Genomic DNA, 23,122 nt, shown 5'->3' on the forward strand with positions numbered 1-23,122 from the left:
TGGCAATTCATAAAAGATTGAACTGGAAAGCAGGAAAATGGTGGATTACAATGCGCAAACGTATCGCTCCAAATAATTTAAAATTTATGATTTATTGGCTAATTGTCCACAAGCAGCATCGATGTCTTTTCCGCGACTTCTTCTTACTTTTGCAACGATGTCATTTTGCTCTAACGCTTTGATATAGTTTTCGATAGATTGATCAGAAGCTTGTTGGAATTCGCCATCATCGATTGGATTGTACTCGATTAAATTGACTTTGCACGGAACGTATTTGCAGAATTTTACCAAAGCATCAATCGACGCTTTATCGTCATTAATTCCTTTCCAAACCACATATTCGTAGGTGACTTTGCTTTTGGTTTTTTGATACCAATATTGCAAAGCTTCTTTCAATTCGGGCAATTGGAAGTTTTTGGTAAACGGCATAATTCGATTTCTAGTTTCTTCAATAGCAGAATGTAATGAAACCGCTAATTTGAATTTTACCGCATCATCAGCCATTTTTTTTATCATTTTTGAAACTCCCGAAGTCGAAACCGTAATTCGTTTGGGTGACATGCCTAAACCTTCTTCCGATGTAATCATGTCAATGGCTTTCATCACGTTGTTGTAATTCATAAACGGTTCGCCCATTCCCATAAAAACGATGTTAGAAAGCGGCCGATTGTAATACAAACGGCTTTCTCTATCTATTGCCACGACTTGGTCGTAGATTTCGCCAGGTTCAAGATTTCGCATTCGTTTTAATCGAGCCGTAGCACAAAAACTACAATCCAAACTACAACCCACTTGACTAGAAACACATGCAGTAGTTCTGGTATTTGTTGGAATTAAAACACTTTCTACAATAAGTCCATCGTGCAAACGAACCGCATTTTTAACCGTGCCATCTTCGCTACGTTGCATGGTATCAACCTTGATATGATTAATCACGAAGTTGTTTTCGAGCATCGTTCGCGTTTCTTTAGAAACATTGGTCATGTCATCAAAACTATGTGACGCTTTACTCCATAACCATTCATACACTTGATTGCCACGAAAAGCTTTGTCACCATTGGCCACAAAAAAATCGCGCAATTGCTCTTTGGATAAACTTCGGATGTCTTTTTTCTCGATTTCCATAGCGCAAATTTAGGGTATTTTGATTAGTTGTTAATTTGTATTTTTGTGAAAAGATTCAATAAATGAAAAAATTACTACAGTCGTTAATTTTACTTTTTTCTTTAACTTGTTTTAGTCAATACGATTCTATATCAGTTGTTGATAATAAAAAAGTTACCAAATCGTATAAGCTAATGAATAATGGGAAATGGGAAAAATTTGCAAGAACAGATGATTATTTTGTAAGTCATTGTGAAACATTCAAAGACGAGAAAAACACTTTTCTTGAATATAGAAAATTGGATCCTAATAAAATAGTTTTTACAAACGGTTCTAAATTAAATTTAAAAAGTTTAAAAGAATTAGATTTAGAATTTTTAGATTATTTAAATAAAAATGATATTGAAATAGTGGCTAAAGTGATTGGACCAGAAAAAAATTATTATCTATATAAATTGAAAAAAAAATCAAAATTAAAACCCGACGAGAAAATATTAATAAATTACTTATTAGGTGTAAAAAATAAATTTGAATATAGATTTGCTCTCTATAATTATGATTTAGAAATTGAAAATTCATTTGATTTTTTAGCCAATTTATTTAATCAAAAATAACGTTATGAACTTCATTTCCGACGAACTAGATATTTATGTAACCAATCATTCTGAAAACGAGCCTGAATTATTGGCGCAATTGAATAAAGAAACCCATCAAAAAATTCTGCAACCACGTATGTTGAGTGGCCATTTTCAAGGAAGAGTACTGAGTATGCTTTCTAAAATCATTCATCCGACAAACATACTTGAAGTAGGTACTTATACTGGTTATGCTACACTTTGTTTAGCCGAAGGTTTAGCCGAAAATGGCACCATCGATACCTTGGACATTGAAGAGGAACTTTTTGATTTTCAAAGAAAATATTTTGATAAAAGCCAGTGGAAAGCCCAAATCATTCAACATCTAGGTAATGCATTGGAAATCATTCCGACTTTAAATAAAAAATATGATTTGGTTTTTATTGACGCTGACAAGGAAAACTACATCAATTATTTTCATCTAATTGTACCAATGATGAACAAAAGTGGAATTATACTTTCGGATAATGTGTTGTGGAGTGGAAAAGTTTTAGAAGAAGTAAAACAAGGCGATATTACTACCGAAATTCTGCTGGAATACAACCAACTATTAAAAAACGACTCTCGAGTAGAAACTGTATTGTTGCCTATCAGAGATGGACTGACAGTTTCGAGGGTAAAATAAATATACGAAGTACAATTTACGAAGTACGAAGAATATACCTTCTATACAATTTAAAACAAACCAATCCCATCGAAGCGCCAAACGCATAACCTGCCAATATATCTAGAGGAAAATGCAATCCTAAATAAATTCTACTGTAGGCAAAGATTAAAGGAAACACAAATAACCAATAACTGTGTTTATAAAATTTTCTTAAAACCATAAAAGTAAAAACAGTTGTTGCCATAGAGTTTGTGGCATGTCCTGAGAAAAAACTAAACGATTTACTAGATTTTACAATTCTTATAATTCCTTTTAACTCTTCATCGTTACAAGGTCTTAATCTCTCAAATCCGTTTTTAAAGAGATTGGCTGTTTGGTCGCAAACAAGAATTAAAAGAGCCGTAAAAAGGATATAAAACCCGAAGTTTTTCCAGCCTATTTTTTTTTGTAAAAGATAAAAAATCAATAAAAAAAACGGCGCCCAATTCCATTGTTTTGTAATCATCAACCAAAGTCCATCAAAAGATTCCGAACCTAATCCGTTTAGAAAAACGAAAAGCTCTTTATCTAGTTGAATGATTTTTTCGAGCATTACATTTGTCTTTTTATTGGACCTGTTATTTCCTCGATGTCCTGCGTAGCTTTAGTTACTGGATTGGTTAAATTAGCATCTAAACCTTCTTTTACCTTATCAACTTCTGAAGTGAATGAAGAAGTCAAATCTTTTAGCGACGTATCAATTCCGTTAGATTCAGCACCTTTTTGAATTTCGCTTTTAATTTCGTTGGTAGCATTTTTCATTTGTGCCATAACTTTCCCTAAAGTCCTTGCTATTTCTGGAATTTTGTCAGATCCAAAAAGCATCAATGCTATAAAAATAATGAATATTAATTCGCCTCCACCTATTCCGAACATAGTTTTGAATTGCTTTATTTAGATTTGCAAAGTTACAAACTTCTACTAGTCAAATTTTGATTTTTCTTCTGTTTTTGGCCACGAATTATTAGATGTATCAATATCTGCTGTTTCCAATTTTGGGTCTACAAGAATTTTCGAAACCGCTTTTTGAGTGGCAAACGTTCTGCTTACTTCTTGGTCATTTTTTCTCCAAATTTGTGCCGGAAAGTAATGGTTTTCAGTGGTGCCATCTTCAAACGTAAGCTCCACAATAATTGGCATTACTAATCCGCCGGGTTTATTGAAAGTAACTTGATAAAAATATTTTGGTTCGCTCAATTTTGCTTTTTCTTCGGCGGTAAAATTTTCATTTACATAGTCAGCTAGTGCTTTGTAATCTACAATTTTAAATGGTTTATTCATTTCAGGTTTAAAATCTTCGCTCCCTTCGGCAACCATATAGACCATTGCGCCAGGCTTTGTATCACGACGACGTCTATTTTTCATGAACTCGGCCACTTCTTTTGTAGGCTCATTACTTACAAAATACTTTTTTACCTCTTTTACTCCAATATCAGTATAATCCGTCGTATAAAACCAACCGCGCCAAAACCAGTCTAAATCAACTGCTGAAGCATCTTCCATAGTTCTAAAAAAATCTTCCGGTGTTGGATGTTTAAATTTCCAACGATTAGCATAGGTTTTAAAAGCATAATCAAATAACTCGTGACCCATGATGGTTTCGCGCAGAATATTTAATCCTGTTGCTGGTTTTCCATAAGCGTTGTTTCCAAATTGACGTATACTTTCGGAATTGGTCATAATAGGTTCTAATCCTTTTTGGTCACCACTCATGTAGGGAACAATATTTTTAGCTGGTCCGCGACGCGCAGGAAATTTTGGATCAAAAGTCATTTCGGTTAAATATTCTAAAAAGGTGTTCAATCCTTCATCCATCCAGGACCATTGACGTTCGTCGGAATTAACAATCATAGGAAAATAATTGTGTCCTATTTCATGACAAATTACACCTAACATGCCATACTTAGTTTGGTCAGTATATTTTCCAGTTTCATCAGGACGACCATAATTCCAACAAATCATGGGATATTCCATTCCTTGATCTCTTGCATTGACTGAAATTGCTTTTGGATAAGGATAATCAAAAGTATAGCTAGAATAACTTTTTAAAGTATGTGCCACCATTCTTGTAGAATATTCTTCCCACAGCGGATTTCCTTCTTTTGGATACAAAGAAATAGCCATAGATGTTGTATTTCCTGTTTTCACTGCCATGGCATCATAAATGAATTTTCTTGAGGTAGAAATCCCGAAGTCACGCACATTTTCTGCTTTAAATTTCCATGTTTTTTTGGCGGTTGAAAATCCTTTTTCTCTCGCTTCGGCTTCGGCTTGAGTAGCAATAATTACCGGCTTATCAAATGTTTTTTCAGCCAATTTATAGCGTTGTAACTGTTCGGCTGTAAAAACTTCGCTTCTATTTAATAATGTTCCCGTTGCTTCTAGAATATGATCGGCTGGAACGGTGATGTTTACCTCAAAATTACCAAATGGCAAAGCAAACTCGCCTGTTCCCCAAAATTGCATATTTTGCCATCCTTCCACATCGTTATAGACTGCCATTCTTGGATAAAACTGCGCAATCACATATAAATTATTTCCGTCTTTATCAAAATGTTCGTAGCCAGAACGACCGCCATCAATTAAATAATTATTGATATTATACCACCATTTTATGGAAAACGAAATCTTTTCGCCATGTTTTAATACTTTGGGCAACTCCACTCGCATCATGGTTTGGTTAATCGTGTAAGTCATCGGTTTACCTTGTGAATCGTTGACATATTCAATATTAAAGCCACCATCAAAATCTTGCTCTAAATATTTTCTCGAAAATGCTTGAGTTGTAAATGCAGGATCGGTTTTATTGTTTTCAACTAAGGGAGAATTAGAATTTCTGGCTTTTTCGTTTTGGTCTAACTGCAACCATAAATAGTCTAGCGACTCTTTAGCATTATTGGTATAAGTGATGGTTTCTCTACCATATAATTTTTGATTCTTATCATCTAATTCAATATCAATCTTGTAGTCGGCTTGTTGCTGATAATATTCTGGTCCTGGTGCGCCAGAAGCTGTACGATACATATTGGGCGTGGCCATTATATCATACATCTGTTTGAACTTATCCGGATTTCTATATTCTAAATTGGTTGTTTTTGATACTTCTTGTGCAAGATTTATGCTTGTAAAAATCAAAAATAAAAAAGTTACTATTTTAGTTATTAGTTTCATAGCCTTATTTTAACGAATGTAAATGTAAAATTATTTTAGTTGTGGTAATGAAAGGAACATCATTTTAACATTCCTTTAATTGTGTCGCCTGATAACAACAAACTTTTTTTGTTCCCGTTATCATTAAACTGGATAATATTTTGCTGTTCTGGATGTATCTCAACGATGACTGAATTTTCTATTTCAAGCGTGTTTAACTTCGATATATCTTTGATATTTAAATAACAAACTACTACATCGTCTTCAATTTCCTTACTTAAATAATTCATCGCGTGAAATTTTCCGTTGATTGATAATTTGAACTTATCTGCAAAATATTTTTTCATTAATTCAATATCTTGAGCCGACTCTTTATCAGTTCCCAAGTAGGTGTTTTTATGGAACTGATTTTTTAGTGCATTATTTAAATCATCAACAAAAATACGAGTGGTAATTTGCACCATTTTTTTGGGTTGAACATAATTTATTTGAAAAATAGCCGTATAGAAACGATGCGCTTTAAACGATGTAAATTCAAATAATAAGGTGCAACACAAAAAAAGTATGCCTATTTTTTTCATCTTCCAAAAGTAATAAAACTATTTGCTTTGTGAATGGAGTAATTCCAAATATTTTGTGGCCAATTCAGCGAAAATAAATTTTGACATGGCTTTATTTCTAGCATTAATTTCTGCCACTAATCGCGGTTCTTCAATGGCAAAATACCAAAATCCTTTGACGTATTCTTGAGGAATATTTAAATCATTGGTAAAAAATTCCAAATCAAACTGATATTCGATTTTTTTTAAGAGCATTTCCTTTTTCTCTACTTCAAGTTCCTTTTTCAGCATTGCCGTTCTGCCACTTATAGCATTTATCAAACCGTCAACACTCATTCCTCCTAATGGTATTAACAACGGACTGTACCAATGAAATTCTCCCGCTGCGGCAAGCCTTCTTTCGGCTGGCGTATATTTTTTTGCAGGTTTTTCTAATATCCCTAGCGAAACAGCATTAATATTAGGATACGTTTTAATTTCAACATTTTCCAGTGGAATAACTTTAGGAAACAAGGTAATGGTTACTATTTTTTTTGAAAGGTCTTCTTTCGAAATTTCAACTGTTTTTGTGTCTACTGCCAATCCGCGAAAAACAAGTTTGTCGCCTGTTTTCACAAACAATGAAAAGTTACCATTGCTTTCGGGATTGACGATACTTTGCGAACGTTGATTTTCGATAATGACCGAACTCAAATCGATATTTTCACAAATAACTTTTCCCCTCATAAAATGTAGTTCATCCTCTTGAGCAATGACTAAACTGTAACATAATAAAGAAAAAAATAGGAGAAAATGCTTCCTCATTGTTTACTAATTTGAAGATATTCTTTTGACAATTTAACCAATACAAATTCGATTTTTGTTTTATTTTTTGTCGGCAAAACCTTTTTTAATTCCTCACTATCTGAAACATAAAATAAAAATCCTTTCACATAGTCACTGGGAATTTTTAGTTTTTCAATAAAAAAAGTATCGTTGTATAGTATTTCAATGTTTTTGATAACAGCCTGTTTACGCTCAATTTCGAGGTCTTTTTTTAACGCTGCTGTTCGTCCTGATATAGCATTAATTATTGGGTCAATACTAAAAAAAATATTGGGCACCATAATTTCATAAAAACCCACATCAAAATCCTTTGCTACTTTTAATTTTCTTTCGGCTGGCGTATATTTTTTTGCTGGCTTTTCTAAAATTCCTAGCGACACCGCGTTGATATTTTTATAGTCAATAATCGTTACTTCGTCCAAAGGAATAGCTTGTGGCTCGAGATGTAAAACCAACAATTTTTTTGACAAATCGGCTTCATGAATGACATGATTTTTTGTTCTGGTTTGCCAACCCGAAAATTGTAAGGTATCGCCAATTTTTACAAACAAGGAGTAATTCCCATTGTCGTTTGTAATTGTGCTATTTTGCGAACGAAGGTTGATCACATTTATATCTTTAACTTCTTTACTGGCACTAATGACTTTTCCTCTCAAAAAAACTAAGTCCGACGATTGAGAAAACCCAAAAATTGGCACATTTAAAAATAAAACCATCCATATTAGTTTCATCATAAGAAAATAAATTCCCGATACCCAAAATTGACTAAATTTTTAATTATAGTATTGTAAAAATATGTTAAATTAAAATGAGTAAAAACTGTACTTTTGATTTACTAAAAAATCAGTGATGAAAAAACTTATTATTGCCAGTACGTCAACTTTACATGGCGGAAAATACCTAGATTATCTTTTACCTGTTTTAGAGCAACATTTTGCGGCATGCGAGGAAATTTTATTTATTCCCTATGCTCGTCCTGGAGGAATTTCTCATGATGATTACACCGAAAATGTTCGTTTGGCTTTCGCCAAAATAAACAAAAGTGTAAAAGGTTTGCATGAATTTGATAATCCTATTGAAGCAATTCAGAGCGCACAAGGACTTTTTACCGGTGGTGGAAATACTTTTTTACTGGTAAGTCAATTGTACGGAAATAAAGTAATGGATGTTTTGGCAAAAGTTATTGAAAACGGAACACCTTATTTGGGTTCAAGTGCAGGAAGCAATATTGCGGGTTTGACGATGCAAACTACCAATGATATGCCTATAATTTATCCGCCAAGTTTTAAAACACTGGGCTTACTGCCGTTTAATCTAAACCCGCATTATCTTGATGCTGATTTGCAAAGCAAACACATGGGCGAAACACGCGAAACTAGGATAAAAGAGTTTCATAATTTTAATACCATTCCTGTTTTGGGCTTGCGCGAAGGAAGTTGGCTCGAAGTTACTGGCGAAAAAATAATTTTAAAAGGAAATCTGTCAGCTAGAATTTTTAGACAAAATGAAACCCCAACGGAAATTGAACCAGAAAATGATTTAGCTTTTCTAGGAAAATAAAAAACCTCAAACTTTCGTTTGAGGTTTAGAGCGGAAGACGAGGCTCGAACTCGCGACAACCAGCTTGGAAGGCTGGAGCTCTACCAACTGAGCTACTTCCGCTTTTGTGAGTGCAAATATATGTAATTTGTTTTCTTAGGTGCAAATTTTTTTATAAAAAATTTGTTTGCAGCTTTGCAACAAGTTAACCTAAACAAGACCACTGTGTTAAACATAAATTGTACCATGATAACAGTAAAAGGGATTGCCGTTTCACAAACCTACGAAGTTAGACAACCCGTTTTGCGACAAGGAAAACCAATTGAAAGTTGCTTTTTTGAAGGAGATGATTTACCAACAACATTTCATTATGGATTATTTGAAAACGAGAAAATTCAAGGAGTAATTTCGGTTTATGAGAATGAAAATATTCTTTTTGAAGAAAAAGAACAAATACAAATTAGAGGTATGGCTGTGTTAGAAAAAAATCAAAGAAAAGGTTTCGGTCAACAATTAGTAGCTCATTGCGAAATGGAAATGATGTCTCAAAATAAAAAGCTAATTTGGTTCAATGCCAGGGTAACCGCGGTTGGATTTTATGAAAAAATGGGTTACTCAATAATAGGAAATTCATTCGACATCAAAGACGTTGGGTTACACTTTGTAATGTACAAAAAACTAAGAAACTAGTTTGGTTAAAATTTGTTGCTTCGCAGAAGGATGATAAATAAACAAACACGATTTATCTTTAATTACTTCAATAATCTTGTTATTCATTTCAATGGGAACTGCTGGACAACCTTGGCTTCTTCCTAACCGTTTGTTTTGTTTGATAAACGACTCTGAAACATACTCAGCACCGTGAATAACAACCGCTCTTTCTCTGGCTTTATCATTTAAACCTTTTTCTAAACCATCAAGTTTTAAAGATTTACCGTGCTTTCCGGTATAAATTTCAGCGGTAGCATAAAATCCTACACTACTTTGATACGATTCTGCTTTATTCGAAAACTCCTTGGCATATTCTTCACCTGTATTTCTACCATGAGCCACTAAAGTTTGAAACAAAACTAAATTTTTATCTAAATCAATAACCCACATTCTTTTTGCGTTTGATGAAAGGCTAAAGTCAACTAAAGTCAAAATATTCTTTTGAATTAATCCCTTTTCTTTCAGAAGATAAAAACCGTTCAAAGCAATACTAAAACTCTCTAAACTGGGAAGTTGAAAAGTATTTGGATTTAATTGATTGTATACAATCACACTCTTAGAAACAGTATTTTCATCTGCTTTAATTGCCGGGATTGCTGTTATTGTTTTATCAGGAAAACTACTGAAAGACATCAGCAAAAGAAAAAACAACGCGTAGAAATGTTTGTAATTCATTGGTTTCAATAGGTTTAAAATAGCTTTGGTTGAGGCAAATATATCATCCTAATGTACCGATTCAAAATATTTTTCACTTTTTTAAGTAAAACTTAATTAATACAAAAAAAAAAAAAAAAGGTTTTGGTTCATCACGTAGACTTGTAAATATCAATTAAATAGTTATTTTTGTTTCCGCAATTTACTATTACATGCCCAAGTATTCTTACCTTTTTTTCTTTTACGCGCTACTCTTTTCGGGCACTGTTTGTAGTCAGAAAAAAACGCTGCAAGCTATAAGGATTGATAGTAAGATAACCATTGACGGAAAATTTGATGAAAGTGCATGGCAAAATGTTCCTGTTGCCAAAAATTTTGTAGAGTTATTTCCAGATAATGGAAAGCTAATCCCAGACAATAAAGACACCGAAGTTAAAATTGTTTACACCGATGAAGCAATTTTTGTAGCCGCCTTCATGCGTGATGATCAACCGAAAGAAATTCTTTCCGAATTTACTTTACGCGATGATTTTGCCACTGCCGATCATTTTGGTATTTTTTTAAATGGTTTTAATGATGGTCAACAAGAATTCCGGTTTTTTGTAAGCGCTGCAGGAGTTCAACAAGATGGTGTTTATACTGAAACTACTGGCGAAGATTTTACTTGGGACGCTATTTGGGAAAGCAAAGCCAGAATTACAGATAAAGGTTGGGTTGTGGAGATGAAAATTCCTTTTGCAGCACTGCGTTTTCCTGAAGCTCAAAAGCAAGTATGGGGTTTAAATTTTTATCGGGAAGTAAGACAAGATCGCAGCCAAAATACATGGAGTTTAATCAGTAACCAAATTACAAACGAAAGTATTCAGGCGGGAATATTAGAAGGAATTGAAAACATTAAAACTCCTACCCGTTTATTTTTGATTCCCTATGCCTCTACTTATTTATCTGGAAATGCTTCCCAAAAAACAATTGGTGAATTCCGCGGTGGTCTAGACATAAAATATGGCTTAACAGATGCTTTCACTCTTGATGCTATTTTAGTGCCCGATTTTGGGCAAGTACGATTTGATAATGTCATTTTAAATTTAACCGCTTTTGAACAACAATTTGCGGAAAACCGTCCGTTTTTTACGGAAGGAACCGATTTGTTTAACAAAGGAAATCTTTTTTATTCCCGACGAATTGGCGAAGTTCCTGCTTTCGACATTGCGGATAACGAAACTGTCATTGAGAACCCAAGTGCCATCGGATTAATTAATGCCACTAAAATTTCTGGACGAACTAAAGGCGGTTTAGGTATTGGAGTTCTCAACGCAATGACTGAAAACACTAATGTCATCATCAGAAATGAAGACACAGGAGAAACGAGAGTAAAGCAAATTGCGCCATTCACCAATTTTAATATAATGGTATTGGATCAACGATTTCGTAAAAATTCTTCCATCGCTTTTGTTAATACTAATGTTGTTCGGAATGGCGATTTTCGAGATGCTAATGTTTCTGCCTTAGTTTGGGACTTAAATACAAGGTCTAACTCCTATAATATCGCTGGAGATTTTAAATACAGTTATGTTAACGAAGAACCCAATCTTGAGGATAAAAAAGGAATGAGTTCTTATTTCAATTTTGGAAAAACAAAAGGAAAATACCGTTTTAATACTGGTGGTGTTTATGTCTCAAGAGATTATGATAATAACGACTTTGGAATAAATTTTCAAACAAATTATCATGGACTTTATCTCAACCAAAGCTATAGAATTTTAAATCCTACCAAAGTTTTCAATTCTTTTAGTGTCAACTTTAATAATTATATCGAGTTTGACAACAGAACGGGAATGTTGCAGCAAAATAACACAAGGATTGGAGCCGATTTAACCACTAAAAAAAATGATTATTTCGGTTTTGGTGTCAGATCGCGACCATTAGAAGTGGCTGATTTCTATGAACCTCGTGCCAACAGCGAAGGAAGATTTGTAATGTTTCCCGGTTCAGCTGGCGGTTTTGTTTACTTTTCATCTAACTTCAACAGGAAATTTGCCATCGATTTAAATCCTTATGTAACCAAATTTTTTGAAAAAGATTGGATTAACTATGGCTTTTTGATTAATCCTCGTTACCGTTTCAGTGATAAATTTTCGTTAGTTTATAATTTTACTTACGACCGAACCAATAATGATGTGGGTTGGATTGCCTTTGACGAAAACGATAATTCTATTTTTGCTCGAAGAAAAAGAATAACAATTGAAAATACCATTCAAGGTAAATTCTCGGTCAATGAAACCATGAACTTTAACCTCAACTTGCGTCATTACTGGTCATACGCCATTAATGATGCTATTTTAACGTTACAAAATGACGGAAGTTTACTGCCAAATAACGACTTTACCACAAACCGAAATACAAATTTAAATCTATGGAATTTAGACTTTTCCTATGTTTGGTGGTTTACTCCTGGCAGTCAGGTTACGGTTTTATATCGAAATAACTCGCAACTATTTAGTAGAAATTTTTCAAGAGAGTTCAACTCCAATTTTAATGATGCCGTCAATTCACAAAATCTGAACCACATTTTCTCCATCAGTGTTCGTTATTTTATTGATTATAATTCATTAAAAAAATTACAACTTTCTAAAACATTTACTAAGCCTTCCACAAGACAGCGTTTCTAAAAAACAAATTTTAGCCTTAACTTTGTTCAAAATATGTACCAATGAACAAAAAAGTTATTCTAATGATTTTGGACGGTTGGGGAAAATCACCCGATCCCAAAGTTTCTGCTATTGACAACGCCAATGTCCCTTTTATAAATAGCCTTTATACAAAATATCCCAATGCGCAACTAAGAACTGATGGTCTCAACGTAGGTTTGCCCGAAGGTCAAATGGGAAACAGCGAAGTAGGTCACATGAACCTTGGCGCAGGTAGAATTGTGTACCAAGATTTAGCCAAAATCAATTTGGCTGTCGCCAATAAAGCCATGAACAACGAAAAGCCCTTGCTCGATGCTTTTCAATATGCGAAAGACCATAACAAAGCGGTTCATTTTTTAGGATTGGTTTCTGATGGTGGCGTACATTCACACACTTCACATCTTCGCGGATTAATTGATGCTTCGCAGGATTTTGGTTTAAAAAATGTGTTTGTACATGCTTTTACTGATGGTCGAGATGTGGATCCAAAATCGGGTAAAGGATACATTCAAGATTTAGAAAATTATATTCAAAATACTTCTGTTAAAATTGCTTCGGTCATTGGTCGATATTATGCTATGGACAGAGATAAACGATGGGAACGTGTAAAATTAGCCTATGATTTGGTCGTTAACGGAACCGGAAAACCTACTACTAATCTCGTGGAAAGCATAGCGACTAGTTATGCTGAGGATGTAACCGATGAATTTATTCAGCCATTAACTGCTGTTGATGCAAACGGTAAACCATTGGCTACTATTCAAAATGACGATGTGGTGATTTTCTTCAACTTTAGAACCGATAGAGGACGCGAGTTGACGGAAGCGCTTTCGCAAAAAGATTTCCATGAATTCAATATGCACAAACTGAATTTATACTATGTCACCATGACCAATTATGACGATACGTATCAAAATGTTCATGTGATTTATGACAAGGATAACCTAACGGAAACGCTGGGAGAAGTATTAGAAAAACACCATAAAACGCAAATTCGAATTGCTGAAACCGAAAAATATCCGCATGTTACCTTCTTCTTTTCTGGCGGTAGAGAAATACCTTTTCAAGGAGAAACACGCATTTTGAGAAACTCTCCAAAAGTGGCTACCTATGATTTGCAACCCGAAATGAGCGCTTTTGAATTAAAAGACGCTTTAGTTCCTGAACTTAAAAAAGGAGAAGTTGATTTTGTTTGTCTCAACTTTGCCAATGGCGATATGGTAGGACATACTGGCGTAATGGCAGCCGCTATCAAAGCGTGTGAAGCCGTAGATGTTTGTGTGAAAGCAGTGGTAGAAACCGCTTTAGAAAACAATTATACTACTATCATCATTGCCGACCATGGCAATTGTGAAACGATGATTAATCCTGATGGCTCACCAAACACGGCGCATACCACCAACCCAGTGCCGATTATTTTGGTTGATAAAGACCAGATTAGAGTGCAAGATGGCGTTCTGGGCGACCTTGCTCCTACTATTTTAGAACTAATGGGCATTGAAAAACCCGTTGTAATGACTGGGAAGTCACTTTTAGTAGGATTGTAAATATATAAACATCAAGTAAAAGTATTTTTTATTATTAAACGCAGCGCGTTTACCTTCCCGCGAACTAAATTGGAGCTAGACGCGGTGCGTTTACCTTCCCGCGAACTAAATTGGAGCTAGACGCAGCGCGTTTACCTTCCCGCAAAATCAATTGGAGCTAGACGCAGTGCGTTTACCTTCCCGCGAACTAAATTGGAGCTAGACGCAGCGCGTTTATCTTCCCGCGAACTAAATTGGAGCCAGACGCAGCGCGTTTACCTTCCCGCAAAATCAATTGGAGCTAGACGCAGCGCGTTTACCTTCCCGCAAAGTCAATTGGAGCCAGACGCAGCGCGTTTACCTTCCCGCAAAATCAATTGGAGCTAGACGCAGCGCGTTTACCTTCCCGCAAAATCAATTGGAGCTAGACGCAGCGCGTTTACCTTCCCGCGGATTATATTGGGGTTGAAAACTGAGTATGTGGGTTAAACCGAAGTCAATTGGAGCTAGATACTGAGTATCTAAATTGCCGAGTGAACTTTTGAATTTATATACTCAGTATTTATTGTAAACCCAGATAACGGGGATTTGCAATTTATTCCAATAACGGTCAACAATCAAATATCAGATAAAACTAAAAAAAGCTATATCTAATCTGGTTTTTTTCTATACAAAAATCACAAATGCACTATCAGATTACCTTCTCAAAAAGTCTCTGTACTAAAATTCCTTTGATAAAGTTTATTATTTCAACATATCATAATACGCCTTTTCAATACTTTCTTGATGGTTAGGATGTGCAATTTTAATCATTTCGGCTGTGCGTTGTTTTAGTGTTTTACCATATAAATCGGCTATACCATTTTCGGTAATGATGTATTGCACATGAGAACGCGTGGTCACTACACCTGCGCCTTGTTTCAAATAAGGAACAATTCGGCTTTCCCCTCTTTTGGTAATTGATGGTAAGGCGATAATGGCTTTTCCGCCTTCGCTTAATGAGGCTCCACGAATAAAATCCATTTGTCCGCCAACGCCAGAATACATTTTTGCACCAATAGAATCGGCACAAACTTGTCCTGTGACGTCTACTTCTATCGCTGAATTGATGGCTACCATTTTGGGATTTTTACGAATACGTGCTGTATCGTTCACCATGGAAGATTCTTTCATTTCAATAAACGGATTGTCGTTCACAAAATCATACAATCGTTTTGAACCTATCAGAAATGTGGCTAAAATTCTTCCTCGCAGTGTGCCTTTATAATTGCAATTGATCACATCGCTTTCTATTAAATCAATCACACCATCTGAAAACATCTCGGTGTGTAATCCCAAATCTTTATGGTTTTTTAATTGCGCCAACGCTGCATTTGGAATCGACCCAATTCCCATTTGCAACGTGCTTCGGTCTTCAATTAACGAAGCCACATATTTACCAATTTGCTCTTCCTCTTTGGAAAAGGGCAACTCTTCGTGAGCAAAAATGGGCACATCAACTTCCACCAAATAATCTATCTCGGAAACGTGAATAATACCATCGCCAAAAGTTCTTGGCATTTGCGGATTGACTTGTGCAATGACAATTTTTGCGTTTTCAATCGCTGCCACAGTAGCTTCAACAGAAACGCCAAGAGAACAATAACCATGTCTGTCTGGCGGCGAAACATGGATAAATGCTACATCTAAAGGCACCACATTTTTACGAAATAAAGAGGGCAATTCGCTTAAAAATACAGGCGTATAAGAACCATTTCCTGCGGTAAGCGTATGACGCACATTGGCGCCTATAAAAAAAGAGTTAACATGAAAACTTTCGGCTAAATCTGGATTGGCATAAGGCGCATCACCTTCGGTATGCAAATGGCAAACCTCAACATTTCGCAATTCGGCTGCGCGTTCTGTTACTGCTTTTGTTAGAATGGAAGGCGTTGCCGCTGCGGCTTGCACATAAATTCTGCTATTTGACTTAATAACTTTTACAGCCTCTGCTGCGGTGACATATTTACTCATAACTAAACAATTTGTATTCAAAAATAATGCGAAAGTTAATGTAAAAACATGACATTTCTCATGATTAAAAAATTCAAATAAAAGTTAAAGTTTCAGAACTAAAAGTTAAAGTATTAATGTTAATAGTATTACTATTATATTTTTACAACCAATTTCAAAAGCAGACTAGCCGAACACTGTGTAAAAGGTAGGCATTAAAAAACTTACAACTATGAATGCAAAAAAAATTATTCTAGGATTAGCTATCACTTCTGCAGTATTAACGTCGTGTAATCAAGCTTCGCAAAAAGTTCAAGACGAGGCTGATAAAATTGTTTCAAAAACCAGTAGCGATGTTCAAAAAGTAATTGATGAATTAGGATTAGTATATGTTGAAGAAGGCGCGCAAACCATTATTACTTATGACGAAGTAAATGCTGCACAGCAAGCGTGGTGCGACGCTTTAGTAAAAATTGGAAAAATTAAAGAAGAAGGTGGCGACTATAAAGCGTTTGCCAATCAAGTTTTATCTGAGGCTTACAACTATGATTTTGGGAAAGTGTTTTTTAAACCTACACTAGCCTATGGAGACCAAACTTTTAGAAATGATAAAAAAGGAGCTTTGGCTTACTTCGTTGGTGGTGACCCCAATTATCCAAATGACAAAGGTTTTGCCTTGACACCTTGGGTAAAAGCAAGATATGATAATGCTGGAAAAAACAATGAAGGTATTCAAATTTATGGTTCTATAGCGATAACGATGGGTAACGTTTGGGTTACTGATAAAAATGGAAAAGAAGTTATGGTGGATAAAACGTGGGTTTTCAAAAAAGGGAAAGATGGAAAGTTGCGGATTATAGTGCATAAATCATCTCTGCCTTTTTCTCCAAAATAGTTTAAATTAGGGCTGAAAACTTTCAGCCCTTTTTTTCTAAATCTACTTTTTATGAAAATTAATTTACTACTAATGCTACTTTTATGTACTTCGCTACTTGAAGTACAAGCTCAAAACACACGACTGAATGACAATAACACCATTGGTTGGTATAATTATTTTGGAACATTCAAATTAAATGAAAAATTCAGCATCCATTCGGAATATCAGTGGCGCAGAGACAATCTCATCACTGATAAACAACAAGGGTTATTGCGTGTTGGTGTCAACTATCAAATAAATCCAAAAATACAACTAAGATTAGGTTATGCGTGGATAGAAACCTATCCTTATGGTGATTATCCTATTAATGGTTTTGGCAAAGATTTTACAGAACATCGTGCCTTTCAAATGATCACAATAACTGATAAAATCTCAAAATTTGATTTGTCGCATCGTTTCATGCTCGAACAACGATTTGTTGGAAGATATACCCAACCAACATTAACAGTAGAAGATGATTACTTGTTTCTAAACCGTTTGCGCTACATGTTTAGAGTTCAAATGCCACTAAAAGGTAATGAAATAAAAGATAAAACAGCCTACTTAGCCGCTTACAATGAATTATTTATTGGATTTGGAAAAAATGTAAATGAAAATGTTTTTGATCAAAACAGGATTGGACTATTACTTGGCTATCGATTTGATTCTACCCTAAGAATTGAAGCGGGTTATTTAAATCAAACTTTACAACTAGGAAGAGAAATTGACCAAAGAAATGTGTTTCAGAACAATCATGGATTTATCATTAACACCAACTTTAATTTTGATTTAACGAAAAAAAAATAACCTTTTGTAAACGACAAAATGGAACTACTGCCAGTTGAAACAATAGTAATAAACCAAGGGAAACTAAACGAAATTAATCGCATCGTAAAATCAATTTACAGATTGATTATATATAGTAGATTTCATTTAGACGATGATCTTCTTGATATTTACATGGAAGGAATGCATAATTTAAAAGAGCTTTTAAGTATAAAAAACGCTCAAATGGAAGCACAAAACGAAGAGGAAGTAGCAGAGTATTTAAAAAACTTAAAGCTATCGCTCGATTTTGTTATCGGAGAAATTATTGTACATAATAATTTTGAAAAAGAAATTCAACTATTTCAACTACTTCGATTAATATCGCCAGCAACCAATAGCGTTCATCCCAATAGTTATAGAAAAACTACCGTTCAAATTGGTGCACATATTTGTCCAGAACCCAATAAAGTTGGTAGTCTAGTTTCGGAATTGTTTTATAAACTAGAAACTATTAAAACACCGATAATCAAAGCCATCTATTTTCATCACGAATTAATTAGAATTCATCCATTTGTTGACGGAAATGGTAGAATAACAAGAATTGCAAAAAATTGGATTTTAATGTATGATTTATATCCTCCTATATTTATAAATGATGTTCACGAAAAAAAAGAATACATCACTACACTAGGAAAAAGTTTTAAAGCACTTGATAAAAATCCAAAAACATGGAACGAACACACCGCACAATTTTTTGAACAAGAACTCGACCGATTATTAGTTAATGCTAAACTCCTTTATAATAGCATCAACGAAATTGGCAAATCAAGAGAAAATTTACAGGACAATACAGAATAGTTTGTTTTACTTTTGAACAGGTTACAAATCGACAATTTTAATATTATAAATCTATGTTAAAATAAAAGTTTACTGTTTATTTTTAATAGTAACACTATTATCTTTGCGTAGTGAAATTCTAAAATTAAAATCATGAAATGTATTGTTCTAATTATAACCTTTTTCATATTAGGCAATACATCAGTTATTGCACAAATAGAAAATGTGCCAAGCACCAATAAATTTTTCAACTTAAATGAAGCACTATTAACACCAGAAAAGGTAATTAGTCTTGACCTAAGTAACCAAAATATAGTTCTAAAAGACATAAACTGGGAAGTTTTTACCAATTTGGAGTATTTAAGTCTAAAAAATGACAATTTAAATTCAATTCCAGATGGAATATCTAAATTAAATAAATTGAAGATATTGGATTTGAGTGGAAATAATTTTAAGACTTTACCAAAAACCATGAAAGGTTTATCTAAACTAGAAGTTTTATACCTTAATGACGAGAAACAATTTGATTTGGAAAAAAACATCGATATACTTGCCAGTCTTCCTCGTTTGAAGGAACTGCATCTGGAGAATGATAATTTAAAATCATTACCAAAAAAATTTGAAAAATTAAATTCACTTGAATTTTTATATTTAAACAACAATCAATTAAAAGAATTACCCAAACCTATCATGAGTTTGCAACATTTGCAATATCTAGACCTAAAAGATAACCTTGTAAACCCAAATCTTCCAGAATTAAATAACGTAAATTTTGGTTTTCAAATCAATTTAAAATAAACATGACAGAAGTTTTAATCCCTCTATTATCCCTTATTGCGTTAGAAGTTATCTTAGGAATTGACAACATCATTTTCATCTCTATTTTAGCCGATAAATTACCAGAAAGTCAGCGAAACAAGCTCCGTTTTTATGGTATTGGATTAGCAATGGTCATGAGATTATGCCTTCTAGCTGTTATTACTTGGATTTTAAAACTGGATAAAACTTTATTTACGGCCTTTGAAATCGATTTTTCAGGAAAAGGACTAATTCTTATTGTTGGAGGTTTATTTTTAATTTATAAAAGTACAAAAGAAATACATCATAAAACCGAGGTTGCTAAATCACACGAAGGCGAATTGCCCAAAAAAGGAACCTTTGGTAAACTTTTACTTGAGGTAATCATTTTAGATCTTGTTTTTTCTGTAGACTCAATAATCACCGCTGTTGGAATGGTCGATGAACTTTGGATTATGTATACTTCAGTAATTGTTACTGTATTAATAATGCTTGTAGCTTCAAAACCCATAAGCGAATTCATTTCAAAACATCCCTCTTTTAAAATTTTAGCATTATGCTTTTTAATGATGATTGGTGTTTCGCTGATTGCCGAAGGATTTCATTTTGAAATTCCAAAAGGATATATTTACTTCTCCATGGCATTTGCATTTTTAGTTGACGTGATACAAATGAAAACAATCAAACCCAATAATACGGTTTCCTAAAAATCAAAATGAAGAAGATTATTTTTTTTCTTTTCGCTGTCTGCACATCCTTTGCTCAAAACGATCTTGGTTCATGGAATATACTCAATATAAACATGAAAATAAATTCGAAATGGAGTGCTTTTACCGAAGGTCAAATTAGAAGTTTATCTTTTTATGATAATTTTCACTATCAAGAATTAAAGGTAGGTGTAAGCTATAAAATTAAAACTAATTTTTCGGTTACCACTGGAATTGGAGATTACAACACCTATAGCGAAGGAGGAAATTTTGTAAGACCAATGCAGAATAACGAAATTAGAACTTGGGTACAAGCTAATTTAAAAAACCCCTTTGATTATATCATTTTTGAACATCGCTATCGTGCTGAGCAGCGATTTACATCCAATGGTTATAGAAATCGTTTTAGATATAGATTATCAGCAGTCGTGCCACTGCAAGGAAAAAAAATAGAGCCGAAAACTTTTTATCTATCGGCGTGGAATGAGATTTTCTTTACTGACAACGAACCTTTCTTCGAAAGAAACCGTTTATTTATAGGTGGCGGTTATGAATTTTCTGAAAGTTTTGCTGTGCAAACAGGCTATATTCATCAGTTTGATTACAAAATTAATGACGAAACGGGTCGCGCCTTTTTTAACATAGCGCTATTATATAGTTTTGATTTAAAGAAAAAAGAAGCGCATGATTTTCATCCATCAACAAATGACTAATTAAAATATGAATCATTTACTATTATCATTGAAGATTCAAGTCAACGAAAAAATTTATGTAAAAGACCCTGAGACATCAGTACTTGGCAGAAAAATTATTCAAGAAAGTATTGTTTTAATTGATGAAATAGGGTTTGAAAACTTTACATTTAAAAAATTAGGAGAACGAATTGCCTCAAATGAAAGTTCTATTTATCGCTATTTTGAAAGTAAACATAAATTATTAGTTTATCTTTCGGCGTGGTATTGGAGTTGGATTGAATATAGGATGGTATTTGAAACAAATAACATTGAAAATTCATTCGAAAAGTTAAAAAAAGCAATAACTATCGTAACCGAAAAAATAGAAGATGACAAAGATACCGATCATATAAATGAAGCGGTACTGAACAAAATTATTATTTCAGAGTTTACTAAAACATTATATACAAAGGAAATAGCAGAAGAAAACAAAGAAGGTTTTTTCCTTATTTATAAAAGATTAATTAACAGATTAGTAACTATGATAGAAGCTGTAAATCCAAGTTATGAATTTTCTAAAAGCTTAGCGTCATCAATAATTGAAGGTGCATTACATCAGCACTTTTTAAAAAATAATCTGACATCTATTACAAACTGTAATCAAAATGTTTCTCCCACTGCCTTTTACATTGATTTAGTTTCAAAAACTTTAAATTCGCCATCATGACATTATCACCATTAAACCGTTTAACAAACTTACTAAAGCTAGATAAAAAAGATGTTTATCAAGTGTTTTTTTACGCCATTTTTGCTGGTTTAGTGAGTTTATCATTGCCTTTAGGAATTCAAGCTATTATCAATCTCATTCAATCAGGAAGAGTTAGTGTTTCGTGGATAGTTCTAGTTTTTCTAGTTGTAGCTGGTGTTGCACTTGTAGGCCTTTTATCGCTAATGCAACTTCGTATAACAGAAAATTTACAACAAAAAATATTTATTCGTTCCTCGTTTGAATTTGGTTATCGATTACCCAAGATTAAGACTGAAGAATTATATGATCAATATCCGCCAGAGTTAGCCAATAGATTCTTTGATACATTGACAATTCAAAAAGGAGTTTCAAAACTTTTAGTAGATTTTTCAGCTGCCATTCTTCAGATACTTTTTGGTATTATTTTATTATCACTATACCATTCCTTTTTTATCTTTTTTGGATTGTTTTTGATAGTTTTATTATACATTATTTTCAGGTATTCTTTTGAAAGTGGATTAGCAAGTAGTATGAAGGAGTCTAAATATAAATATAAAGTTGTTGGATGGCTTCAAGAAATAGCAAGAAATAATTTTAGTTTCAAAAAAAATACAAATTTTGATTTTGCTTTACAAAAAAATGACAAACTCACCGCTGAGTATTTAATTTATCGAGAAAAACATTTTAGCGTTATTAAAAGACAATACACACAATTAATTTTTTTCAAAATTATTATTGCAGCAGGTTTATTGTTAATTGGAGGTTATCTAGTTTTGAACCAACAAATGAATATTGGTCAGTTTGTAGCGGCAGAAATTATTATTTTGCTTGTTATAGGTTCTGTTGAAAAAATTATCGTTGGTTTAGAAACATTGTATGATGTTTTAACAGCAGTCGAAAAAATAGGACAAGTTACAGATATGTCCGTAGAAGAAAATAGTAAAGAACCCTTAAATTATTGCTATACAAACATTCAGTTAGTAACAGAAAAAATGAATTATAGATTTCCTGATACTACTGACCCAGTTTTAGAAAAAATAAATTTAACAATCGATCAGTCAGAGAAAATATATCTTGAAGGATTGAACGGCTCAGGAAAAACCACATTAATAAGAACTTTGGCTGGACTATTACAACCTACATCTGGAGCATTTTATATTAATGATGACACCTATCAAAAAATTGATTTAGATCAATATCGAACGCATATCAGCACAATCACAACTGGTGAAACACCATTTGAAGGAACTATTTTAGAAAATATTACTTTCAAAAACAAAATGATAAAACAAGAAGAAATTAAATGGGCTATCGATAGTGTGAAACTCGGTGACTATATAAAATCGTTACCCGAAGGATTAGAAACAAAAATATATCCTGAAGGAAAACAACTTTCTTCATCCAATGCACAAAAAATACTACTTGCACGAAGTATCATAAATAAGCCAAAAATACTTTTCTATGAAGATCCGCTAGATAAAATGGATACATATGCTGCCAAGGAAGTTATTGATTTCTTAACCTCAAGCGAAAACAAATGGACATTAATTGTATCTTCAAAAAATAGCTACTGGAAAGAAAAATGTACCCGAGTAATAACTATGGAAAATGGAAAAATTATCAATGATATTAAAAAATAGAC

The 23,122-nt window shown here is 33.5% G+C and carries 23 protein-coding genes and 1 tRNA gene; 14 read left to right on the forward strand and 10 right to left on the reverse strand.

Features of this window, described 5'->3' with window-relative positions:
* Positions 1-84: 84 nt before the first annotated feature.
* Complete coding sequence (rlmN, locus tag WFZ85_RS01735; protein WP_342694556.1) at positions 85-1,125, reverse strand: dual-specificity RNA methyltransferase RlmN; 1,041 nt, start codon at positions 1,123-1,125, stop codon at positions 85-87.
* 62 nt (positions 1,126-1,187) lie between these two features.
* Here rlmN and WFZ85_RS01740 point away from each other — a divergent pair, with 62 nt between their 5' ends.
* Together WFZ85_RS01740 and WFZ85_RS01745 are read left to right on the forward strand one after the other, a co-directional pair.
* Positions 1,188-1,718: a hypothetical protein gene (locus WFZ85_RS01740; RefSeq protein ID WP_342694557.1), complete on the forward strand. Its 531-nt coding sequence runs from the start codon at positions 1,188-1,190 to the stop codon at positions 1,716-1,718.
* Positions 1,719-1,722: 4 nt separating this feature from the next.
* A complete protein-coding gene (locus tag WFZ85_RS01745) occupies positions 1,723-2,364 on the forward strand; it encodes an O-methyltransferase (RefSeq protein WP_342694558.1) in 642 nt (213 codons plus the stop codon).
* Between the two features lie 16 nt (positions 2,365-2,380).
* On the opposite strand, the gene WFZ85_RS01750 is transcribed toward WFZ85_RS01745, so the two are convergent.
* The 6 genes from WFZ85_RS01750 to WFZ85_RS01775 are packed head-to-tail and all read right to left on the reverse strand — an operon-like array spanning position 2,381 to position 7,654.
* The gene (locus tag WFZ85_RS01750) at positions 2,381-2,938 is read right to left on the reverse strand and encodes a phosphatase PAP2 family protein (protein WP_342694559.1); all 558 of its coding nucleotides are present in this window, start codon (positions 2,936-2,938) and stop codon (positions 2,381-2,383) included.
* Positions 2,938-3,261, reverse strand: a complete 324-nt coding sequence (locus WFZ85_RS01755; protein ID WP_342694560.1) for a Sec-independent protein translocase subunit TatA/TatB — start codon at positions 3,259-3,261, stop codon at positions 2,938-2,940. The genes WFZ85_RS01750 and WFZ85_RS01755 overlap by 1 nt, the downstream gene beginning before the upstream one ends.
* A 45-nt stretch (positions 3,262-3,306) precedes the next feature.
* The gene (locus WFZ85_RS01760; RefSeq protein WP_342694561.1) at positions 3,307-5,556 is read right to left on the reverse strand and encodes a M1 family metallopeptidase; all 2,250 of its coding nucleotides are present in this window, start codon (positions 5,554-5,556) and stop codon (positions 3,307-3,309) included.
* 59 nt (positions 5,557-5,615) lie between these two features.
* Positions 5,616-6,116, reverse strand: coding sequence for a DUF6702 family protein (locus tag WFZ85_RS01765; protein ID WP_342694562.1), 501 nt, complete (start codon positions 6,114-6,116; stop codon positions 5,616-5,618).
* An 18-nt stretch (positions 6,117-6,134) separates the two neighbouring features.
* The gene (locus WFZ85_RS01770) at positions 6,135-6,899 is read right to left on the reverse strand and encodes a hypothetical protein (protein ID WP_342694563.1); all 765 of its coding nucleotides are present in this window, start codon (positions 6,897-6,899) and stop codon (positions 6,135-6,137) included.
* Entirely contained in the window at positions 6,896-7,654 is a 759-nt protein-coding gene (locus WFZ85_RS01775) for a hypothetical protein (RefSeq protein ID WP_342694564.1), read from the reverse strand. Before WFZ85_RS01775 ends, WFZ85_RS01770 begins: the two co-directional genes overlap by 4 nt.
* 115 nt (positions 7,655-7,769) lie before the next feature.
* Here WFZ85_RS01775 and pepE point away from each other — a divergent pair, with 115 nt between their 5' ends.
* Positions 7,770-8,480, forward strand: a complete 711-nt coding sequence (gene pepE, locus WFZ85_RS01780) for a dipeptidase PepE (RefSeq protein WP_342694565.1) — start codon at positions 7,770-7,772, stop codon at positions 8,478-8,480.
* 29 nt (positions 8,481-8,509) lie between these two features.
* Here the strand turns inward: pepE and WFZ85_RS01785 are convergent.
* Positions 8,510-8,582 (reverse strand) — tRNA-Gly (locus WFZ85_RS01785).
* Between the two features lie 123 nt (positions 8,583-8,705).
* Here WFZ85_RS01785 and WFZ85_RS01790 point away from each other — a divergent pair.
* Positions 8,706-9,149 (forward strand): GNAT family N-acetyltransferase, encoded by a 444-nt coding sequence (locus tag WFZ85_RS01790; protein ID WP_342694566.1) that lies wholly within the window; start codon positions 8,706-8,708, stop codon positions 9,147-9,149.
* On the opposite strand, the gene WFZ85_RS01795 is transcribed toward WFZ85_RS01790, so the two are convergent.
* On the reverse strand, positions 9,138-9,845 hold the full coding sequence (locus WFZ85_RS01795) for a murein L,D-transpeptidase catalytic domain family protein (protein WP_342694567.1): 708 nt from the start codon (positions 9,843-9,845) through the stop codon (positions 9,138-9,140). The two genes, WFZ85_RS01790 and WFZ85_RS01795, sit on opposite strands and share 12 nt — an antisense overlap.
* A 191-nt stretch (positions 9,846-10,036) precedes the next feature.
* On the opposite strand from WFZ85_RS01795, the gene WFZ85_RS01800 reads away from it, so the two are divergent.
* Both WFZ85_RS01800 and gpmI read left to right on the forward strand, forming a co-directional pair.
* A complete protein-coding gene (locus WFZ85_RS01800; RefSeq protein WP_342694568.1) occupies positions 10,037-12,493 on the forward strand; it encodes a DUF5916 domain-containing protein in 2,457 nt (818 codons plus the stop codon).
* 41 nt (positions 12,494-12,534) lie between these two features.
* On the forward strand, positions 12,535-14,061 hold the full coding sequence (gene gpmI, locus WFZ85_RS01805; RefSeq protein WP_342694569.1) for a 2,3-bisphosphoglycerate-independent phosphoglycerate mutase: 1,527 nt from the start codon (positions 12,535-12,537) through the stop codon (positions 14,059-14,061).
* Positions 14,062-14,784: 723 nt separating this feature from the next.
* Here gpmI and WFZ85_RS01810 read toward each other — a convergent pair.
* A complete protein-coding gene (locus WFZ85_RS01810) occupies positions 14,785-16,053 on the reverse strand; it encodes an acetyl-CoA hydrolase/transferase family protein (RefSeq protein WP_342694570.1) in 1,269 nt (422 codons plus the stop codon).
* A 211-nt stretch (positions 16,054-16,264) separates the two neighbouring features.
* Between WFZ85_RS01810 and WFZ85_RS01815 the strand changes: the two genes are divergently transcribed.
* From WFZ85_RS01815 to WFZ85_RS01850, 8 genes are all read left to right on the forward strand, one after another.
* Positions 16,265-16,927: a hypothetical protein gene (locus WFZ85_RS01815; RefSeq protein WP_342694571.1), complete on the forward strand. Its 663-nt coding sequence runs from the start codon at positions 16,265-16,267 to the stop codon at positions 16,925-16,927.
* Between the two features lie 51 nt (positions 16,928-16,978).
* On the forward strand, positions 16,979-17,755 hold the full coding sequence (locus WFZ85_RS01820; protein WP_342694572.1) for a DUF2490 domain-containing protein: 777 nt from the start codon (positions 16,979-16,981) through the stop codon (positions 17,753-17,755).
* A gap of 18 nt (positions 17,756-17,773) precedes the next feature.
* On the forward strand, positions 17,774-18,574 hold the full coding sequence (locus tag WFZ85_RS01825) for a Fic family protein (RefSeq protein ID WP_342694573.1): 801 nt from the start codon (positions 17,774-17,776) through the stop codon (positions 18,572-18,574).
* A gap of 132 nt (positions 18,575-18,706) precedes the next feature.
* Complete coding sequence (locus tag WFZ85_RS01830; protein ID WP_342694574.1) at positions 18,707-19,351, forward strand: leucine-rich repeat domain-containing protein; 645 nt, start codon at positions 18,707-18,709, stop codon at positions 19,349-19,351.
* Positions 19,352-19,353: 2 nt separating this feature from the next.
* Entirely contained in the window at positions 19,354-20,058 is a 705-nt protein-coding gene (locus tag WFZ85_RS01835) for a TerC family protein (RefSeq protein ID WP_342694575.1), read from the forward strand.
* 8 nt (positions 20,059-20,066) lie between these two features.
* Positions 20,067-20,771: a DUF2490 domain-containing protein gene (locus WFZ85_RS01840; protein WP_342694576.1), complete on the forward strand. Its 705-nt coding sequence runs from the start codon at positions 20,067-20,069 to the stop codon at positions 20,769-20,771.
* A gap of 7 nt (positions 20,772-20,778) precedes the next feature.
* Positions 20,779-21,459: a TetR/AcrR family transcriptional regulator gene (locus WFZ85_RS01845; protein WP_342694577.1), complete on the forward strand. Its 681-nt coding sequence runs from the start codon at positions 20,779-20,781 to the stop codon at positions 21,457-21,459.
* Entirely contained in the window at positions 21,456-23,120 is a 1,665-nt protein-coding gene (locus tag WFZ85_RS01850) for a peptidase domain-containing ABC transporter (RefSeq protein ID WP_342694578.1), read from the forward strand. Before WFZ85_RS01845 ends, WFZ85_RS01850 begins: the two co-directional genes overlap by 4 nt.
* Positions 23,121-23,122: the final 2 nt, after the last annotated feature.

This window comes from Flavobacterium aureirubrum (assembly GCF_038739835.1).
In the GTDB taxonomy this organism is placed as follows: domain Bacteria; phylum Bacteroidota; class Bacteroidia; order Flavobacteriales; family Flavobacteriaceae; genus Flavobacterium; species Flavobacterium aureirubrum.

Coding starts and splice junctions, on each gene's coding strand:
- WFZ85_RS01810 (WP_342694570.1), bottom strand. CDS start 16,053: ATGAGTAAATATGTCACCGCAGCAGAGGCTGTAAAAGTTATTAAGTCA.
- WFZ85_RS01825 (WP_342694573.1), top strand. CDS start 17,774: ATGGAACTACTGCCAGTTGAAACAATAGTAATAAACCAAGGGAAACTA.
- WFZ85_RS01770 (WP_342694563.1), bottom strand. CDS start 6,899: ATGAGGAAGCATTTTCTCCTATTTTTTTCTTTATTATGTTACAGTTTA.
- WFZ85_RS01835 (WP_342694575.1), top strand. CDS start 19,354: ATGACAGAAGTTTTAATCCCTCTATTATCCCTTATTGCGTTAGAAGTT.
- WFZ85_RS01830 (WP_342694574.1), top strand. CDS start 18,707: ATGAAATGTATTGTTCTAATTATAACCTTTTTCATATTAGGCAATACA.
- WFZ85_RS01750 (WP_342694559.1), bottom strand. CDS start 2,938: ATGCTCGAAAAAATCATTCAACTAGATAAAGAGCTTTTCGTTTTTCTA.
- WFZ85_RS01795 (WP_342694567.1), bottom strand. CDS start 9,845: ATGAATTACAAACATTTCTACGCGTTGTTTTTTCTTTTGCTGATGTCT.
- WFZ85_RS01820 (WP_342694572.1), top strand. CDS start 16,979: ATGAAAATTAATTTACTACTAATGCTACTTTTATGTACTTCGCTACTT.
- WFZ85_RS01800 (WP_342694568.1), top strand. CDS start 10,037: ATGCCCAAGTATTCTTACCTTTTTTTCTTTTACGCGCTACTCTTTTCG.
- WFZ85_RS01790 (WP_342694566.1), top strand. CDS start 8,706: ATGATAACAGTAAAAGGGATTGCCGTTTCACAAACCTACGAAGTTAGA.
- WFZ85_RS01815 (WP_342694571.1), top strand. CDS start 16,265: ATGAATGCAAAAAAAATTATTCTAGGATTAGCTATCACTTCTGCAGTA.
- WFZ85_RS01745 (WP_342694558.1), top strand. CDS start 1,723: ATGAACTTCATTTCCGACGAACTAGATATTTATGTAACCAATCATTCT.
- WFZ85_RS01760 (WP_342694561.1), bottom strand. CDS start 5,556: ATGAAACTAATAACTAAAATAGTAACTTTTTTATTTTTGATTTTTACA.
- WFZ85_RS01775 (WP_342694564.1), bottom strand. CDS start 7,654: ATGATGAAACTAATATGGATGGTTTTATTTTTAAATGTGCCAATTTTT.
- WFZ85_RS01845 (WP_342694577.1), top strand. CDS start 20,779: ATGAATCATTTACTATTATCATTGAAGATTCAAGTCAACGAAAAAATT.
- WFZ85_RS01740 (WP_342694557.1), top strand. CDS start 1,188: ATGAAAAAATTACTACAGTCGTTAATTTTACTTTTTTCTTTAACTTGT.
- gpmI (WP_342694569.1), top strand. CDS start 12,535: ATGAACAAAAAAGTTATTCTAATGATTTTGGACGGTTGGGGAAAATCA.
- WFZ85_RS01850 (WP_342694578.1), top strand. CDS start 21,456: ATGACATTATCACCATTAAACCGTTTAACAAACTTACTAAAGCTAGAT.
- WFZ85_RS01840 (WP_342694576.1), top strand. CDS start 20,067: ATGAAGAAGATTATTTTTTTTCTTTTCGCTGTCTGCACATCCTTTGCT.
- pepE (WP_342694565.1), top strand. CDS start 7,770: ATGAAAAAACTTATTATTGCCAGTACGTCAACTTTACATGGCGGAAAA.
- WFZ85_RS01755 (WP_342694560.1), bottom strand. CDS start 3,261: ATGTTCGGAATAGGTGGAGGCGAATTAATATTCATTATTTTTATAGCA.
- rlmN (WP_342694556.1), bottom strand. CDS start 1,125: ATGGAAATCGAGAAAAAAGACATCCGAAGTTTATCCAAAGAGCAATTG.
- WFZ85_RS01765 (WP_342694562.1), bottom strand. CDS start 6,116: ATGAAAAAAATAGGCATACTTTTTTTGTGTTGCACCTTATTATTTGAA.